Here is a 16,445-nt window from a genome sequence, read left to right as displayed (position 1 = left end):
AATGGCCGACCAGGGCGAACCTCGGCGGTATGCAGGTACCAGCGCAGTTCCAGTACGAGAAGGCAACGAGTGTCGAGCACGCACTGGAGCTGCTCGGCAGGTACGGATCGGAGAGCAGGCTGGTCGCGGGCGGACACAGCCTCATTCCCATGATGAAGCTACGGCTCGCCCAGCCGGAGGCGCTGATCGATATCAACGACCTCGACGAACTGGCGAGGATCAGCGTCGAGGAGGACACACTCGTCGTCGGTGCCATGGTCCGGCACGCCGACCTGCTCGACTCCGCGATCGCGGGCGAGCACTTCCCGATCTTCCACGACGCCGAGCGGATGATCGCCGATCCCGTGGTGCGAAACAGGGGAACCGTCGGTGGGTCGCTGTGCCAGGCCGACCCCTCGGAGGACCTGTCGGCCGCGTTCGCCGCGGTCCGTGCCGAGGCCGTGATCCAGGGACCGCGGGGACGCAGAACCACACCTGTCCGGGAGTTCTTCACCGGCCCCTACCAGACCGTGGTGGAGCCCGACGAACTGCTGCTGCAACTTCGCGTGCCCATCCGCTCCTCCGCCTCCGCCTACGAGAAGGTGGAGCGGCGAGCCGGCGACTGGGCCGTGGCGGCGGTGGGTGCCGCGCTGCGACTGGAGGGCGACCAACTCGCCGAGGTCGGTATCGGGCTGACCGCGTTGGGTGCGCCGCAGTTCCACGCACCCGAGGCCGAGCAGTTCCTCACCGGGGGACCAGCCACGCCGGAGCGCTTCGCCGAGGCAGGCCGGATCGCGGCACAGCACTGCAACCCGCTCGCAGACCAGCGCGGGCCCGTCGACTACAAGCGGCACCTCGCCGCGACGCTCACCGCGCGCGCACTGGGCAAAGCCCTCAGCCGCTGGCGCGGCCGAAACCACCAGGAGGCCTGACATGGAGATCACGGTCAACGTCAACGGCCAGTCCTACACCCGCGACGTGGAGCCGCGCATGCTGCTGGTGCACTTCCTGCGCGACGAGCTCGGCCTCACGGGCACGCACTGGGGCTGCGACACGTCCAACTGCGGTGCCTGTGTGGCGTGGCTGGACGACGTCCCTGTCAAGTCGTGCACGGCGCTGGCTGTGATGGCCGACGGCCACACGGTGCGGACGGTCGAGGGGCTGGAGCGCGCCGACGGACTCGACCCCGTTCAGCAGGGCTTCATCGAGTGCCACGGATTGCAGTGCGGGTTCTGCACACCCGGGATGATGATGACCTCACGCTGGCTGCTCGACCACAATCCCGATCCGTCCGAAGCGGACATCCGGGAGGCCATTTCCGGGCAGCTGTGCCGCTGCACCGGTTACGAGAACATCGTCCGCTCCGTTCGCTGGGCCGCCGAGCACGAGGCGGCTGCCGAGGGCGAAACGGTCACCGAGGACACGAGCGTGGAGGTGCAGGCATGACCGCCACCGAGGAACGGCCCACCCCGATGGGCTACGGCCCGATGAACCGCAAGGAGGATGCGCGCTTCGTCCGTGGCCACGGCACCTACGTCGACGACATCGTGCTGCCGGGAATGCTGCACGGCGCCGTGCTGCGCAGCCCCTACGCGCACGCGCGCATCCTGTCCGTCGACACCAGCGCCGCGCAGGCCCACCCCAAGGTCCGCGCCGTTATCACCGGCGAGACCCTTGCCGGGCTGAACCTCGCCTGGATGCCGACGCTCTCGCACGACGTGCAGGCCGTGCTGGCCACCGACAAGGTGCGCTTCCAGGGCCAGGAAGTCGCCTTCGTGATCGCCGATGACCGCTACTCCGCGCGCGACGCACTGGAACTCATCGACGTGGACTACGAGCCGCTCCCGCCCGTCGTGGACGCGCGCAAGGCGCTGGACGCCGACGCGCCGGTGATCCGCGACGACCTGGAGGGCAGGACGGACAACCACATCTTCGACTGGGAGACCGGCGACAAGACGGCGACCGACGACGTGTTCGGCAGGGCGGAGGTCGTCGCCGCACAGGACATGCTCTACCCGCGCGTGCACCCGGCACCGATGGAGACGTGTGGCGCGGTGGCCGACCTCGACAAGATCACCGGCAAGCTCACGATGTACACCACGACGCAGGCGCCGCACGCGCACCGCACGGTGTACGCGATGGTCGCGGGGCTGCCGGAGCACAAGATCCGGATCATCTCGCCCGACATCGGCGGCGGGTTCGGCAACAAGGTCGGCATCTATCCCGGCTATGTCTGCGCCATCGTCGGCTCGATCGTCACCGGCAAGCCGGTGAAGTGGATGGAGGACCGCTCGGAGAACCTGATGAGCACCTCCTTCGCCCGCGACTACCACATGCGTGGCGAGATCGCGGCCACGCGGGAGGGCAAGATCCTGGGTCTGCGGGTGAAGGTGATCGCCGACCACGGCGCCTTCAACGGCACCGCACAGCCGACGAAGTTCCCCGCCGGGTTCTTCGGTGTCTTCACCGGGTCCTACGACCTGGAGGCGGCGCACTGCGAAGTCACCGGCGTCTATACCAACAAGGCCCCTGGCGGGGTGGCCTACGCGTGTTCGTTCCGCATCACCGAGGCCGTGTACCTCGTCGAGCGGCTGGTCGACGTGCTCGCCTACGACCTCGGGGTCGATCCCGCCGAATTGCGGATGCGAAACCTGTTGCGGCCCGAGCAGTTCCCCTACGAGAGCAAGACGGGCTGGGAGTACGACTCCGGCGACTACCCGAAGGCGTTGCGGCTGGCGCTGGAGCAGGTGGGTTACGAGGAGTTGCGTGCCGAGCAGGCCGCCAAGCGCGAACGTGGCGAGCTGATGGGCATCGGCGTCAGCTTCTTCACCGAGGCGGTCGGTGCGGGGCCACGCAAGCACATGGACATCCTCGGCCTCGGGATGGCCGACGGGGCCGAGTTGCGCGTGCACCCCACCGGCAAGGCGGTGCTGCGGCTTTCGTGCCAGACGCAGGGGCAGGGTCACGAGACCACGTTCGCGCAGATCGTGGCTGAGGAACTGGGCATCTCCCCCGACGACATCGACGTCGTGCACGGCGACACCGACCAGACGCCGTTCGGGCTGGGCACCTACGGTTCGCGTTCGACCCCGGTCTCCGGTGCCGCGACCGCGGTGGCCGCGCGCAGGGTGCGGGAACGAGCCAAGATCGTGGCTTCCGCGATGCTGGAGGTGAGCCCGGACGACCTGGAATGGGAAAAGGGACGTTGGTTCGTCAAGGGCGATCCCTCGGCGAGCAAGACGATCTCCGAGATCGCACTGGCCGCGCACGCCGACCTGGAGCTGCCCGAAGGCGTGGAAGGCCATCTCGACGCGGCGTGCGTGTACAACCCGCCGAACCTGACCTACCCGTTCGGCGCATACGTGTGCGTGGTCGACGTGGACGCCGAGACGGGCCAGGTGAAGGTGCGCAAGTTCGTGGCCGTGGACGACTGCGGGGTGCGGATCAACCCGATCATCGTCGAGGGGCAGGTGCACGGCGGGCTGGCCGATGGCGTCGGCATGGCGCTGATGCAGGTGATGGCCTTCGACGAGGACGGCAACCACCTCGGCGGATCGTTCATGGACTACCTGCTGCCCACCTCCATGGAGTGCCCCTCGTGGGAGCTGGGGGAGACGGTGACTCCCTCGCCGCACCACCCGATCGGCGCGAAGGGAATCGGGGAGTCCGCGACGGTGGGCTCGCCCGCGGCCGTGGTGAACGCGGTTGTGGACGCGCTACGGCCCCACGGTGTGCGGCACGCCGACATGCCGCTGACACCCGCCGCCGTGTGGCGCGCGACGCAAGGTGACCCGATACGGACCGACCTGGCGATCACATGAGGGAAGCACCGCGGCTGCTCGCGCACGCCGAGTCGCTACGGGCACAGCGAACCCCGTTCGTGCTCGCGACCGTCGTGCGCGCGCAGCGCCCCACCAGCGCCAGACCCGGCGACCGGGCGCTCGTGCTCGCCGACGGCACCATCGAGGGCTTCGTCGGCGGAACGTGTGCCGAGTCGACCGTTCGGGTTGCTGGCATGCGATCGCTGACCAGCGGCGAGTCCACGTTGCTGCGCATCACCCCTGAAGCCGAGGGGGAGACGGCGGGGGAGGGTGTGCTCACGGTCGGCAACCCATGCCTTTCCGGCGGAACGCTGGAGATCTTCCTGGAGCCGCAACTGCCTTCGCTGCTGGTGGAGGTGTTCGGCGCCGCGCCCATCGCGCGGGCGCTGGAGGAGGTGGGCGCGGCACTCGGCTACGACGTGCGCCGAAACAGCGACACGCTGCCGTCGCTGCCCACCGACACCGCGGCGGTGGTGGTGGCGTCTCACGGCAGGGACGAGGAGGAAGTGCTGCGAGCCGCGTTGCGGGCGGGGGTCGACTACATCGGACTGATCGCCAGCCCGCGCAGGGGCCGGGCTGTGCTGGCGGCACTGGACGAGCCGGACGCAGGCCGGGTGCACACTCCCGCCGGGCTGGACATCGGGGCGCGCACTCCGGAGGAGGTCGCGCTGTCGGTGTACGCGCAGTTGCTCGCCGAGCGCCCCCGCACCTCGACGGGAGAACCGGAGGTGAGCGCCGGGGTGGCCGAGGCCACCGATCCGGTGTGCGGGATGAGCGTCGCCATCACCGCGACGACCCCGCAGGCCGTGCAAGACGGCACGCGCTACTACTTCTGCGGTCCCGGCTGCGGGCAGGCGTTCGCCGACGACCCCTCCCGCTACCTGCAGACCTTGCCTGGCTAGCGGTACCGCGAAGGGAGCGGTGAGTGTCGGAGTTCGCTGATGTCGGTTCGCTGGCGCGGGCGCTGGAGGAGGCCGAGTACCTCACCGACGACGCGCTGGCCACGGCCCTGTTCCTGGCCGTACGTCTGGCGCAGCCGATCCTGCTCGAAGGCGAGCCAGGCGTCGGTAAGACCGAGGCGGCCAAGGCGCTGGCCCGGGTGCTTGATACCCCGCTCATCCGGTTGCAGTGCTATGAGGGTCTGGCGTCGGCCGACGCGCTGTACGAGTGGAACTACCCGCGCCAGCTGCTGGCGATCCGGCTCGCCGAGGCCGGTGGCACGCGGGTGGCCGAGGCCGACCTGTTCACCGATGACTACCTGCTTGCCAAGCCGCTGCTCGCGGCGATCGACCATCCTGGTCCACGCCCGGCGGTGCTGTTGATCGACGAGGTGGATCGTGCCGACGACGAGTTCGAGGCGTTCCTGCTCGAACTGCTCGCCGAATCAACGGTGACGATCCCGGAGTTGGGTACGCGCAGAGCGGTCGTGCCCCCGATCGCGGTGCTGACGTCGAACCGGACCCGCGAGCTGCACGACGCGCTGAAGCGTCGTTGCCTGTACCACTGGATCGCCCATCCCGACGCCGAGCGGGTGGCCGCGATCATCCGGCTGCGGGTGCCCGAGGCCACCGGCTGGTTGTCGGAGCGGGTCGCAGGTGTGGTCGAGCGCATGCGTGAGCTGCGGCTCTACAAGCCACCTGGGGTCGCGGAGGCCATCAACTGGGCCGCGGCGCTGCACGCGCTCGGTATCGAGCACGTTGACGAGCGCTCGATGCGCCACACCTTGGGCGCGGTGCTGAAGTACGAGGAGGATCGTGCCGCCGTTGAGGCGGCCGGTCTGGCGAGGATCGCCGGCGATGCTGGCTGAGCTGTCCGCGCGGCTGTGCGCGGCGTTGCGCGCGGAGGGGCTGCCGGTGGGCGCCGATCGCGCGGCCCGGTTCGCCCGCTCCGTCGTAGCCGTTTCGCCAAGGACGGCCGACGAGCTGTACTGGTGTGCCCTGGCCACGTTGACGGCGGACCCTTCCGATGTCGAACTGCTCGACCGGGTTTTCGACCGCGTATTCGGTGAGCTCGGGGTCGAGTTGCCATCACGCGCGGCGTCGGCGACGCGGACCGGGACCGACGCGGCACCTGATTCGTCGGCGGCCCGGACCGCACAGCAGGCCTCGCCGCCGGGCGAGCGGGAAGGCCACCGCGAGGCCGGCCGAAGGGGCGACGGTGACGGGCGCGAGGTGCGCACGCCGACACTGGGAGCGGCCGTGGAGCGCCTTGCCAGCCGTGACTTCGCCGAACTGGACCCCGATGAGCTGGCTTCGCTGGTCGAGGCGATGCGGCGGTTTCGCATCGCGACACCGCTGCGTCGTTCGCGCCGACACCGGGCGGCCGCGGCGGGACGGCAGTTCGACATGCGGGAGACGCTGCGCAGGGCGCGGCGAACCGGCGCGGAACCGGTGCTGTTGCGCAGGCGGAAGCAGCGGCTGAAGCCGCGCAGGTTGGTGGTGCTGTGTGACATCTCGGGTTCGATGCAGGCACACGCGCGGGCCATGCTGCAGTTGCTGGTGTCCGCCGCGGGAGGCGCCGAAGCGGAGGTGTTCACGTTCGCCACCCGGCTGACCCGGCTCACCCACGTGCTGGCCGCCGATCCGGTCACGGCGCTACGGGAGGCGGGGCAGGCCGCGCCCGACTGGTCGGGCGGCACCCGCATCGGGGAGAGCCTGCGCGAGTTCCTCGAAAGCCATGGCGCACGAGGCATGGCGCGCTCGGCGGTGGTCGTCGTCATCTCCGACGGGTGGGAAGCGGGTGACGCCGCACTCCTCGGCGAGCAGATGGCGCGACTCGCCCGGCTTGCCTACCGGGTGGTGTGGGTCAACCCGCGCACGGCGAAACCGGGGTACCGGCCGCTCGCGGGCGGGATGGCGGCGGCATGGCCGCACTGCGCGACGGTAGTGAGCGCACACCGGTTGGACGCCATCGGTGAGCTGGTCGAGGCCATCGCTGCTGACCGAAAGTGACTATTCGATCACAGCATTGCCGCGAGCGGGTGGTTGGACCAGTTGGCCCTGTCCCCGCCGCCGGGTTTGCCCCTACTCTGCTCGCAGCGCCTGTCGCAGTACACAAGGAGCACGAACGTGGTGCTGGGAATACCGAAGAAGACGTTGGTCATCTTTGCGGTTCTGATCGGGGTCGTGCTCATCTACTCGATGGGCTCCGACCAGAGCCCGTCCGAGGCGCAGTCGGGGTCAGGCGGACAGGACTGCCGCGTGAAGGTCACCGCGGACATCCTCAACGTTAGGGCCGGGCCCGGGATGGATGCCGAGATCGTCGGCAAGTTCAGGCAGGATGCCGAGACCGAAGCGCATCCGGTGGTGCGCAACGGGTTTCGCAAGATCGACGAGAGCCGTTGGGCGGCCGATGAGTTTCTCGAACCGGTCTCGGGCGCCAGCTGCGGTTGAGGTCAGCTTCCGCTCCCGCGCCGCATGCGCAACAGGATTACCCCGCGAGTCACCAGCAGTGATACACCGGTGAGTGCGGCGACCGCGAGCAGAACGAACACGTCCGGCATCGCCCAGAACAGTTGCCGGTAACCGAACACCCGGTCACTGAACGCGGTGGTCAACCGGGGGAGCGCGACAAGCACGGCCAGCGGCGCGAGCATCCACAGTGCCCACAGCGCCTGTAGTGCCCACAGTGTCCACAGTGTCCACAGTGTCCACGGTCGCCGCTGTGGCAACCGCCGCCTCGGCCTTCGGTTTACGGGTCGCCACCGCCGAATTCGTGCCAGCCGCCATGATCGCAGCCCCGCTGCGAGCACGGTGACGGCGAGCAGTGAGTAGCCGAGTACCCGCAGTCCTGGCCCGCCATCATCCGGCTGTCCGCCTTGGACGGTGGATGCGATCCGGTGCGCCAGTCCCGCCATGCCGGAAAGCGCGTGGTTCGAGTTGGTCAACACGACCACGCCGACGCCGGTTGCCGGTACGAGCACCTGCTCGGCGTATGCGGTGGTGAGCACGCCGGTGTGTTCCAGCCAGTCCGGTTCACCTTCGCGTGCCACCCAACCCATCGCGTAGTCGCTGCCGCTCGCCGGGGTGTGCATCAGTGTGACCGCCTCGGTGCTGAGAAGCCGCTTGCCCTCGAACACTCCCGCGCCCAGTTGCATGCGCAAGAAGTTGGCCATGTCCGAGGCGCTGGTGACGACGCCGCCGGAGCCCGCGAGGTACCCGGGTGGCTCGTCGTGCCCGAATGCCGTACCGAACGCCACCACGTGCCCGCGTGCCCGGCCCGGCGCGCGCTCGTCGAGCTGTTCCGTTGTGACCACGCTGGTCGTGCCGGACATGCCTAGCGGATCGAGCACGTGCGTCGACAGGTACTCGGCGAACGGCATTTCTGAGACGACCTCGACGACGCCGGCCAGCACCGCGTAGTTCGGGTTGAAGTAGTGGAACTCCTCGCCAGGGTCGCTGACCAGCCTCGCGGTCCGCAGGCTCGCCACCCGCTCGCGCACCGACTCCGGCTGCGGCAGCGTTCGTTCGGCGAAGCCGGTGTCGGCCATCCCGCTGGTGTGGTTGAGCAGGTGCCGCACCGTGATCCGCCCGGCCCGGTCGGCGTCGGCGGTGGTGAACCCCGGCAGGTAGCGCCGCACCGGCGCGTCCAGTTCCACCCTGCCCTCGTCGGCGAGCTGCAACACGGCGGTCGCGGTGAACGACTTGCTCAGCGAGGCGGCGAGGAACGGGGTGTCCGGGGAGACGTCGCGATCGTCGCCCGCCGTGCCGTAGCCGCGTACCTGAAGCACGTCGCCGCCGCGCACCACCGCCACCGCGACTCCAGGGACGACGTTGGCCTCCATAGCGGCGTTCACCAGCGCGTCGATGTCCGCAGGCCGCTCCTGCGCGGCGGCTCGCGGGACAAGCCAGATCAGCGTGCTGAGTGCTGCCAGCAGCACGACCATTCTGCTCACAGTGCCACCACCGTGTCCTCATCGGCGGCCAGCACCTCGCCGGGGAACACCGCGCGAGCTCGCGTCACAGCGACATCGCGATTGGTGCCCGGCCAGAAATGCGTCAACAGCAGGCGCTTGGCGCCCGCCCGCTTCGCCCAACCCGCGGCTTCCTCTGCCGTCATCAGGTAGTGCGGCTCGCCGGAGGGCTCCCACAGCGTGGCGTCCATCACGAACAGATCCGCGTCGCGGCCCAGTTCGGCGAGGAGGGGAGAAGATCCGCAGTCGCCGGTGTAGGCGATGGCGTGCTCGGCGGTGGTCAACCGCACCCCAAGGTTCGGCACGTGGTGGGGCAGCGCGATCGTCGTGAGCTGGAAAGGGCCCAGCGGCCGCGTCGCGGGTGCGGTGGGTGGGGTGCGAAGGTCGAACACCTCGCCGGGGTCCGGGTTTCGCTCGAGTTCGCGCAGCACGCGCACGACACCGGGTGGGCAGTACAGCGGCAACGCCTTGGAACCGGCGTAGTAACGCACCCTGGCCAGCGCGCTCAGATCCACGCAGTGATCGGGATGCTCGTGGGTGACGACCACGGCATCGACCTCGCCGCCAGGGCAGCGCCCCAGCAGCCGCGACGCGGTCCCGTAGCCGAGGTCGAGTACGACCCGGAACCCGTCGTGTTCAAGCAGGAAACCACTGCAAGCCCGGCCGGGTTCCGGCCAGGCGCCGCAGCCACCGAGCACGGTGAGCCGGGTGGCGGGCCGCCTTATGGGCCGCGTCATGGACAGAGTGTGCCAGTCCGAAGGGACGTGGGCGAGTAACCTGCCGGGCGTGCTGACCGTGTCCACAGTCAACGTCAACGGCCTGCGGGCCGCGGCCAAGAAGGGGTTCGTCGAGTGGCTTGCCGCCACTCGCGCCGACGTGGTGGCCTGTCAGGAGGTGCGGGCCTCGCCGGACAGTCTGCCGGACCAACTGGCTCGGCCGCGGGGCTGGTACGCCGCGCACGCGGACTGTTCGGTGAGGGGCCGCAACGGCGTGTCCGTCTACAGCCGGACAGAGCCGCAGGCGGTACGGGTGGGATTCGGCGAGCCGGAGTTCGCCGACAGCGGCCGGTACCTCGAGGTGGACCTTCCAGGGCTGGTCGTGGCCAGCCTGTATCTGCCAAGCGGTGACGTCGGCACCCCGAGGCAGGAGGAGAAGGAACGGTTCATGAAGGCGTTCTTGCCGTACCTGGCCGAGTTGCGCGGCAACGCCGAATCACGGGGGCGTGAGGTGCTGGTGGTCGGCGACTGGAACATCGCGCACGCCGAGATCGACCTGAAGAACTGGAAGGGCAACAGGAAGAACTCCGGTTTCCTTCCGCATGAGCGCGAATGGCTGAGCCGGGTGTTCGACGAGGCAGGCTACGTGGACGTGCAGCGCAGGCTCGACCCCGAAGGGCCGGGGCCGTACACGTGGTGGTCGTATCGGGGCAAGGCGTTCGACAACGACTCGGGCTGGCGGATCGATCTGGTTTGCGCGACACCGGGTATCGCTGAGAAGTGCACGTCAGTGGTGGTGGAGCGGGCCGAGAGTTACGACAAGCGCTGGAGCGACCACGCGCCCGTCACGGCGACCTTTGACTGGCCGCCCGCAGGCGGCTGAACCGGCCGGCGCTCCGGTAGGCATGGAGACGGTGTCGCGGTCACGCGTTGAGCGGTGCACTATGCCAGCGCCAACCGGTTTGCCGTTCGCGGCCAGGTAGGTCGATTCGATCGGTGGCCCACAGCAGGGCTGTCCACGGATCGGTACCGGAGATGTCGGCGCTGCTGTGCGGGAACATCCGGGCCAGCACTCGGGCGCACACGTCGGGCGGTGGGTCGAGGTGAAGGCCGAGCCCTCGCGCGATGTCCTCGCCGTGCACGAGCGCCTCGACACAGCCCATTCCCGCGAAACCTTCAGGGTCGCTCATCCCGGTTGGGTGGTAAGCGAGGGCATCGGGTGCGGCGCTTCGCACGGTCGCGGCGAGAATCATTCCGCCCGCGATGGCGAACTCCAGCACCTCGGCCGGGGAAGCATCCTTGTCCGCGGCGGCTTCGAAACGTACAAATCGAGAGGTTGGTTGGGCGACCAGTTGTGCGGCGTAGGAGAGTAGGCAGTCGCCGAGGTGTTCAGCCGTGTGCCAACAATCCGATTCCCCGGTTCCCTTGGAGGCGGTCCAGTCACGGTCGGTCGCGGGACGCAGTGCCGTCGCGACGCTGTCGAGCGCCGCGTGAAGGTCATCAGCGGTGACCGCCATTAGTTCAGGGCTCCAAGCGGTTTCTCAGCCGGTTCGTCGTGCATCATCCTGACACGGATCAGGCGCTGGTGAGCCGCCCGCCACTCGCCGTCGAGTCACTCGCGCGCGTGTGCGCCTCGGTGGTGGAGCGGGCCGAGAGCTACGGCAGGCGCGACCACGTCCCTGTCACGGCTCCTTGGACCGGCGGCTGCGCTTCGGCCGAGGCCGTCAGTTGTTCGGTGGACAGGTGAGCAGTTCCTCCACCACCGTGGACACGACCAGGTAGGCGTTGGTCACCGCGATCTCGTAGCCGGGGAACTCCGAAAGCAGTTCGGTGATGCTCTGCCCCTGGTAGGGCTGATCGAAGTCGCTGGCCGTGCGAAGTGACAGGTACCGGTCGAGTCGGCCTCGTGCCGAAAGCGCGGCCGCCACCGCGGTGTCCTCCATCTGAGTCGTGCAGTAGGTGCCTTGCCCTTGCGTCCACAGTTCGGTGATGTACTGGGCTCGCTCGGACAGTTCCTCTCCGGCCCAGTAGTCGTCGCCGGTGATGGTGTCGCACACGTCGACGTACGGGGTCTGGTCGCGCTGGCCGGGGTAGCGGCTCCGGTTGCGTGCGGCCTCGGCGCTGTCGGCCAGTTCCAGGTCCTTGGTGAGCTTGTAGGCCAGGTCGACGAGTTCGTCGTTGAGCCGGAACACGTTGGTGCCGTCGGCGTCGAACGGCAGGTAGCCCTGCGGCACCTCGGGGGCGGACTCCGGAAGCAGATGGTGGCCCAGATCGAAGTCGACGACCCAGCGGGCCCATGCCGCGAAACCGAGGGTTCCCTCGTCCGGTGGCGTGCCCCCGATTCCCGCCGTGATGAAGTACGCGTTGCTGAAGTCCAGCTCGGGGCTATCGAGCATGGACATCATGCTGACCGCCGCGTTCGCCTTGCCGACACCGATACCGGCGACGCACAGCCCTCTGTCGTCGCAGCGCAGCGGGCCGTACGTGCCGGGTACACCGATCTTGTGTGAGAGGCGCTCGTTCTCCAGCCACGGCGTTATCTCCTCGCCGAACATCGTGATGACCAGGACCGAGACCGGGAACGGGCCGGTCGCCGGCTCCGGCGGCTGCGTTGGTTGCGGTGGCTCCGGGCCGCCGTCCGCCACCGGGCTGGAGGTCGGCGCGGCGATGGCCACGAGCACGGCGGTCAACACGACGGCACTCAGTCGGCGCGGCCACGATCTCACGGAGGCGGAACGCAACACAGGTATCTCCCAACGCAGCGACTGAAGGGCATGGTCGGTCGTTTCGGCGCGTCCTGCCTGTTCGGCGCCCCGGAAGTGTCGAGCTCGCGCGGGTGACGCCTGCTGAGTGCCGACCCGGAAGTAGGGGCCTTCGGCGAGACCGCTAATCTCACCCGCGCCCCGATGAAAGTGACCAAACCTTGACACGATCGGTAGCTTCCTCAAGGGCGACAGTCACTCGATTGGGTGAAGGTCCGCACACAACGGCAGACTCACATTCGGGAGGCACTCCGGTGCGCAACCCAGTCAGCGAGCAGTCACGGCCGCTCGCACGCGTGCTCCGTGGCGGCGCGGCCCTGGTCGCCGTGCAGGCGCTGATGGCGTTTCTCCTGGTCATAGGGGCAGGCACTGCCTCCGCCGCGCAGGCAGAGCCCAACGCGATGACGTTCGGGCTGCTCGGGCCAGTCGGTCTCGTCGCGGTGGTCCTGGGTGTGCTGGGTATGGCCGCGGGTGTGGTTCGGCAGCGCAGGAAGGCGCGCGCGCAGGTCGTCGCGATGGCGGAGCCCGCCGCCGACGTCCCGGCTTATTCCCGCTCCGGCGAGTAATAGGTCACACGCGCGGCGATGGTCGCGTGCAGCCATGGGCCCTTAGTCTCTGGGCATGGCTGATCCCGTCTCGATCAACCCGCCCGACCCGAAGCCGTCACAGGCGGCGTTGCGCCGCGCTCTGCGTCGCGCCGAGGACGGGGTCGCGCTGGACGTGACCGAGTCGGCCGTCCTGCTGCACGCGCGCGGCGAGGACCTGGACCGGTTGCTCGACGCGGCGGGCCGCGTGCGCGACGCGCACCTCGCCGATCAGGGCAGGCCCGGGGTCGTCAGCTACAGCAGCAGCGTGTTCATCCCGCTGACCAGGCTGTGCCGGGACCGTTGCCACTACTGCACCTTCGTCACGGTGCCAGGCAAGCTCGACTCGCCGTACCTGGAACGCGACGAAGTGCTCGACATCGCAAGGGCAGGCGCGGCCGCGGGCTGCAAGGAGGCGCTTTTCACCCTGGGCGACCGGCCCGAGGAGCGCTGGTCGCAGGCGAGGCAATGGCTCGACGAGCGTGGTTATGAGTCCACTCTGGACTATGTGAGGGCGTGCGCCGTCGCGGTGCTCGAGGAGACCGGGCTGCTGCCTCACCTCAACCCCGGCGTACTGAGCTGGGAGGAGTTGCAGCGATTCAAGCCCGTCGCACCGAGCATGGGGATGATGCTGGAGACCACCGCGCAGCGGTTGTGGTCCGAACCAGGAGGACCGCACTACGGCAGCCCCGACAAGGAACCCGCGGTGCGGTTGCGGGTGCTCGACGACGCGGGCCGGGTCGGGGTCCCGTTCACCACGGGCATCCTGGTCGGGATCGGCGAAACACTCTTCGAGCGCGCCGAGTCGCTGCACGCGATTCGTGCGCGCGCCAGGCAGTACCGCAACATCCAGGAAATCATCGTCCAGAACTTCCGCGCCAAGCCCGACACCGCCATGCGCTCGCACGCGGATGCGGACCTGACCGACCTCGCCGCGACGGTGGCCGTCGCGAGGTTGCTGATGCCGCCCGGGGTCAGCGTGCAGGCGCCGCCCAATCTCGTCGGCGACGAACACGCCTTGCTGCTGCGTGCGGGCATCGACGACTGGGGCGGCGTCTCCCCTGTGACGCGCGACCACGTCAACCCGGAGCGACCCTGGCCCGCCGTCGAGGAGTTGTCGCGGCGCACCGAGCAGGCGGGTTTCGCGATGCGCGAACGACTCGCCGTCTACCCTCGGTTCGTCCTCGACCAGGACAGGTGGCTCGACGCGCGTATCCAGCCGCATGTCACCGCCCTTGCCGGTGCGGACGGCCTCGGCAGGGAACAGGCGCGGCCGAGTGGCCTGCCGTGGCAGGAGCCCGACGGTGGCCTTGACACAACGGGGCGTGCCGATCTGCACACCGCGATCGACACCGAGGGTCGAACCGACGACCGGCGCAGCGACTTCGACAGCGTGTACGGCGACTGGGAGCTGCTGCGGGAGCGGGCGGAGGTGGTGGTGGCGAGGTTCGACACCGACGTGCGTGAGGGGCTGCGGCTGGCCGCCGACGACCCGGCGGCGCTGCTGCGCCAGGAGAACGAGGCCGCGGCCATGGCGCTGCTCACCGCTGACGGTGAGGCGCTGGAGACGATGGCACGGCTGGCCGACGAACTGCGGGCGAGCGTGGTCGGTGACGACATCACCTACGTGGTGAACCGCAACATCAACTTTTCCAACGTCTGTTATGTCGGCTGCCGGTTCTGCGCGTTCGCGCAGCGCGAGCGGGACGCCGACGCCTACCGGCTCTCCACCGACGAGGTGGCGGCTCGCGCTGTGGAGGCCGCTGAGGCCGGAGCGACCGAGGTCTGCATGCAGGGCGGCATCGATCCGAAGCTGCCGGTGGGCTACTACGCCGACGTGGTGCGCGCGATCAAGAAGGCGGTGCCGGACATGCACGTCCACGCCTTCTCACCCATGGAGATCGTGTCCGCGGCGGCGAAGGCGGGCGTCAGCGTGCGCGAGTGGCTCACCGAACTGCGCGAAGCGGGGCTGGGTTCCATCCCCGGAACGGCGGCCGAGATCCTGGACGACGACGTGCGCTGGGTGCTCACCAAGGGCAAACTGCCGGCGCGGACGTGGATCGACGTGGTCACCACAGCGCACCAACTGGGCATCCCGTCGTCGAGCACGATGATGTACGGCCACGTCGACCACCCGGGGCACTGGTTGGGGCACCTGCGCGTGCTGGCCGCGATCGCCGACGAGACCGGTGGTTTCACCGAGTTCGTCGCGCTGCCGTTCGTGCACCACAACGCCCCGATCTACCTCGCGGGCGTGGCCAGGCCGGGGCCGACGGTTCGCGACAACCGGGCGGTGCACGCGTTCGCTCGGTTGGCGTTGCACGGCCGCATCGACAACGTGCAGTGCTCGTGGGTCAAGCTCGGCGACAAGGGCACGGCCCAGGTGTTGCGCGGCGGGGCCAACGACATCGGTGGCACGCTGATGGAGGAGACGATCTCCCGGATGGCAGGCTCGGAACACGGTTCGTCACGCACCGTGGCGCAACTGGACGAGCTGGCGACGCTGGCCGGACGTTCCAGCGCACAGCGGACCACCACCTACGGCAGGGTCCAGTCGGGTAGCACGGACCTCGTTCACCGTTCGTAGCCGGTCGCCGTTGCGGCGTGACCGGCCCGTGGCTAGCGTCGTCGCGCGTGACGGACCGCGACGCGGGCACGGTGACCCCGCGGAACCCACTGCCACGGTTGCGCCGGAAGTACCCGTGGCTCAACCACGTCTTCGTGGCGGCCACCACCTACGCCGAGCGCTACGGCAACCACTACGCGGCCGCCATCACATACTTCTCGGTGCTGTCGCTGTTTCCGCTGCTGATGGTGGGCTTCTCGATCGCGGGTTTCGTGCTCGCGGGCAACCAGACCGCGCTGCGGGAACTGCGGGAAGCGATCCTTAGCTCGGCGCCGGAAGGGCTCGGCGACTTCCTCAGCACCATCGTCGACGCGGCGCTCGACTCCAGAGCGGGAGTGGGGATCTTCGGACTCCTGCTGGCCTTTTACTCCGGTCTCGGCTGGATGACCAACCTTCGTGACGCGCTCACCGCGCAGTGGGGGCAGGGCAAGCGGCGGGTGCCGTTCCTGCGGACCAAACTGCGGGACCTGATCGCGCTCGGCGGGCTGGGCGTGGCCCTGGCCGTCTCGTTCGGGTTGACCGCCGTCGGCAACACGGTCGGCAACTATCTGCTCGACCTCGCGGGCTTGCAGGACGTCGCGTTCGCGAGGTTCGTGCTGTGGCTGTCGACCATCGTGCTGGCGCTGGTCGCCGACGTGCTGGTCTTCCTGTGGGTGCTGTCGCGACTGCCGAGACAGCGGGTCACGGTGCGCAGCGCGGTACGCGGCGCCGTGCTGGCGGCCATCGGATTCGAACTGCTCAAGCAGGCAGGGTCGGTGTATCTCGGCGCGATCTCCGACACACCCAGCGGCGCGCTTTTCGGCCCTATCATCGGTCTGCTCGTGTTCGCCAATCTTGTGTCGCGTTTCGTGCTGTTCGTCACCGCATGGACGGCCACGGCCAGAGAGAACGTGGTGCGGGAGATCGAGCCGCCACCGCCCGCGGTGATCCGGCCGACGGTACGTGTTACCAAGGGCGCCGGACCCGGTGCGGTGCTGGCCATGCTCGGGATCGGCGTGCTGCTGGGCAGGCGCGGGCGCGGGCGCGGCTGACCCGCTCACCTATG

16 protein-coding genes are annotated in these 16,445 nt (G+C 69.1%); 11 read left to right on the top strand and 5 right to left on the bottom strand.

Features of this window, described 5'->3' with window-relative positions; translation table 11 throughout:
- The first annotated feature begins 29 nt into the window (after positions 1 to 29).
- Genes FHU38_RS22120 through FHU38_RS22095 form a run of 6 tightly spaced genes read left to right on the top strand, consistent with a single transcriptional unit; the run spans position 30 to position 6,751 of the window.
- Entirely contained in the window at positions 30 to 911 is an 882-nt protein-coding gene (locus tag FHU38_RS22120) for an FAD binding domain-containing protein (RefSeq protein ID WP_167176403.1), read from the top strand.
- A 1-nt stretch (position 912) separates the two neighbouring features.
- Entirely contained in the window at positions 913 to 1,425 is a 513-nt protein-coding gene (locus FHU38_RS22115) for a (2Fe-2S)-binding protein (RefSeq protein WP_167174686.1), read from the top strand.
- Complete coding sequence (locus FHU38_RS22110) at positions 1,422 to 3,800, top strand: aerobic carbon-monoxide dehydrogenase large subunit (protein ID WP_167174683.1); 2,379 nt, start codon at positions 1,422 to 1,424, stop codon at positions 3,798 to 3,800. The genes FHU38_RS22115 and FHU38_RS22110 overlap by 4 nt, the downstream gene beginning before the upstream one ends.
- Positions 3,797 to 4,702, top strand: a complete 906-nt coding sequence (locus FHU38_RS22105; protein ID WP_167174680.1) for an XdhC family protein — start codon at positions 3,797 to 3,799, stop codon at positions 4,700 to 4,702. Before FHU38_RS22110 ends, FHU38_RS22105 begins: the two co-directional genes overlap by 4 nt.
- A gap of 23 nt (positions 4,703 to 4,725) precedes the next feature.
- On the top strand, positions 4,726 to 5,607 hold the full coding sequence (locus tag FHU38_RS22100) for an AAA family ATPase (protein ID WP_167174677.1): 882 nt from the start codon (positions 4,726 to 4,728) through the stop codon (positions 5,605 to 5,607).
- Positions 5,597 to 6,751, top strand: a complete 1,155-nt coding sequence (locus FHU38_RS22095; RefSeq protein WP_167174674.1) for a vWA domain-containing protein — start codon at positions 5,597 to 5,599, stop codon at positions 6,749 to 6,751. The genes FHU38_RS22100 and FHU38_RS22095 overlap by 11 nt, the downstream gene beginning before the upstream one ends.
- Positions 6,752 to 6,759: 8 nt before the next feature.
- On the opposite strand, the gene FHU38_RS22090 is transcribed toward FHU38_RS22095, so the two are convergent.
- Positions 6,760 to 6,903, bottom strand: coding sequence for a hypothetical protein (locus tag FHU38_RS22090; protein WP_167174671.1), 144 nt, complete (start codon positions 6,901 to 6,903; stop codon positions 6,760 to 6,762).
- Between FHU38_RS22090 and FHU38_RS22085 the strand changes: the two genes are divergently transcribed.
- The gene (locus FHU38_RS22085; protein ID WP_313886885.1) at positions 6,869 to 7,192 is read left to right on the top strand and encodes an SH3 domain-containing protein; all 324 of its coding nucleotides are present in this window, start codon (positions 6,869 to 6,871) and stop codon (positions 7,190 to 7,192) included. The genes FHU38_RS22090 and FHU38_RS22085 overlap by 35 nt on opposite strands.
- A 2-nt stretch (positions 7,193 to 7,194) precedes the next feature.
- Here FHU38_RS22085 and FHU38_RS22080 read toward each other — a convergent pair whose 3' ends face one another.
- Complete coding sequence (locus tag FHU38_RS22080) at positions 7,195 to 8,685, bottom strand: serine hydrolase domain-containing protein (RefSeq protein WP_243852730.1); 1,491 nt, start codon at positions 8,683 to 8,685, stop codon at positions 7,195 to 7,197.
- A gap of 5 nt (positions 8,686 to 8,690) precedes the next feature.
- Positions 8,691 to 9,449 (bottom strand): MBL fold metallo-hydrolase, encoded by a 759-nt coding sequence (locus FHU38_RS22075; protein WP_167174665.1) that lies wholly within the window; start codon positions 9,447 to 9,449, stop codon positions 8,691 to 8,693.
- A 49-nt stretch (positions 9,450 to 9,498) separates the two neighbouring features.
- Between FHU38_RS22075 and FHU38_RS22070 the strand changes: the two genes are divergently transcribed.
- Complete coding sequence (locus FHU38_RS22070) at positions 9,499 to 10,311, top strand: exodeoxyribonuclease III (protein WP_167174662.1); 813 nt, start codon at positions 9,499 to 9,501, stop codon at positions 10,309 to 10,311.
- 40 nt (positions 10,312 to 10,351) lie between these two features.
- On the opposite strand, the gene FHU38_RS22065 is transcribed toward FHU38_RS22070, so the two are convergent.
- Together FHU38_RS22065 and FHU38_RS22060 are read right to left on the bottom strand one after the other, a co-directional pair.
- A complete protein-coding gene (locus FHU38_RS22065; RefSeq protein WP_167174659.1) occupies positions 10,352 to 10,945 on the bottom strand; it encodes a hypothetical protein in 594 nt (197 codons plus the stop codon).
- 207 nt (positions 10,946 to 11,152) lie between these two features.
- The gene (locus FHU38_RS22060) at positions 11,153 to 12,121 is read right to left on the bottom strand and encodes a purine-nucleoside phosphorylase (RefSeq protein ID WP_313886853.1); all 969 of its coding nucleotides are present in this window, start codon (positions 12,119 to 12,121) and stop codon (positions 11,153 to 11,155) included.
- 323 nt (positions 12,122 to 12,444) lie between these two features.
- Between FHU38_RS22060 and FHU38_RS27535 the strand changes: the two genes are divergently transcribed.
- Genes FHU38_RS27535 through yhjD form a run of 3 tightly spaced genes read left to right on the top strand, consistent with a single transcriptional unit; the run spans position 12,445 to position 16,431 of the window.
- Positions 12,445 to 12,756: a hypothetical protein gene (locus tag FHU38_RS27535; RefSeq protein WP_167174654.1), complete on the top strand. Its 312-nt coding sequence runs from the start codon at positions 12,445 to 12,447 to the stop codon at positions 12,754 to 12,756.
- A 55-nt stretch (positions 12,757 to 12,811) separates the two neighbouring features.
- Complete coding sequence (locus tag FHU38_RS22050; protein WP_167174651.1) at positions 12,812 to 15,361, top strand: bifunctional FO biosynthesis protein CofGH; 2,550 nt, start codon at positions 12,812 to 12,814, stop codon at positions 15,359 to 15,361.
- 47 nt (positions 15,362 to 15,408) lie between these two features.
- The gene (gene yhjD / locus FHU38_RS22045) at positions 15,409 to 16,431 is read left to right on the top strand and encodes an inner membrane protein YhjD (RefSeq protein ID WP_313886852.1); all 1,023 of its coding nucleotides are present in this window, start codon (positions 15,409 to 15,411) and stop codon (positions 16,429 to 16,431) included.
- The last annotated feature ends 14 nt before the right edge of the window (positions 16,432 to 16,445 follow it).

It is taken from the genome of Saccharomonospora amisosensis, assembly GCF_011761185.1.
In the GTDB taxonomy this organism is placed as follows: domain Bacteria; phylum Actinomycetota; class Actinomycetes; order Mycobacteriales; family Pseudonocardiaceae; genus Saccharomonospora_A; species Saccharomonospora_A amisosensis.
This window is presented reverse-complemented; position numbering and strand designations above follow the sequence as displayed.